At 42.9% G+C, this 489-nt stretch carries 1 protein-coding gene; it reads right to left on the reverse strand.

Annotated features, from left to right (window positions below):
- Window positions 1-461, reverse strand: a 461-nt coding sequence (locus QME58_14395; protein ID MDI6805002.1) for a hypothetical protein, incomplete at its 3' end; no start/stop codon positions are given.
- Window positions 462-489: the final 28 nt, after the last annotated feature.

Below are 489 nucleotides of genomic sequence, written 5' to 3' on the forward strand. Positions count from 1 at the left end.
TTTGTACCAATATTTTTTACATACCCAGTGGCAACAGGTCCTTGCTCTGCAGTGATCATACTTCCCGAATCTTTGTAAACTGAGATGTCAAATAATTCGCTACGTCCACCTGCGGTACCTGTATGTCTTCTTACCCACTGTTCTAAACCGTTTAAGTCGTACTTAATAATAAAGTAATCTTTACCAACTACTCCGCCAATTAAAACATTACCTTCTTTATCAACTGATATTTCCCTGCCACCAGAGTAAAGGAGCTGTGAAATGGTGGTAAGTTTCCTCTTCCATACAAGTTGTCCACTTGAGTTGTATTTTAACACTAGCGGTCCAGGCGGATCATCGGCATCGGCTCCCAATACATACACATTCCCCATCGAGTCAATCGCCATAGCTCTTGCATAATCGCTGCCGTTGCTCTGGCTGTTGTAGCGAGCGACCCACTCAAGTTGGACTTGGGAATTCATCTCATCAACTAACGATATTAACATGAGC

This window comes from Bacteroidota bacterium (genome assembly GCA_030017895.1).
Taxonomy (GTDB): Bacteria; Bacteroidota; Ignavibacteria; order UBA10030; family BY39; genus JASEGV01.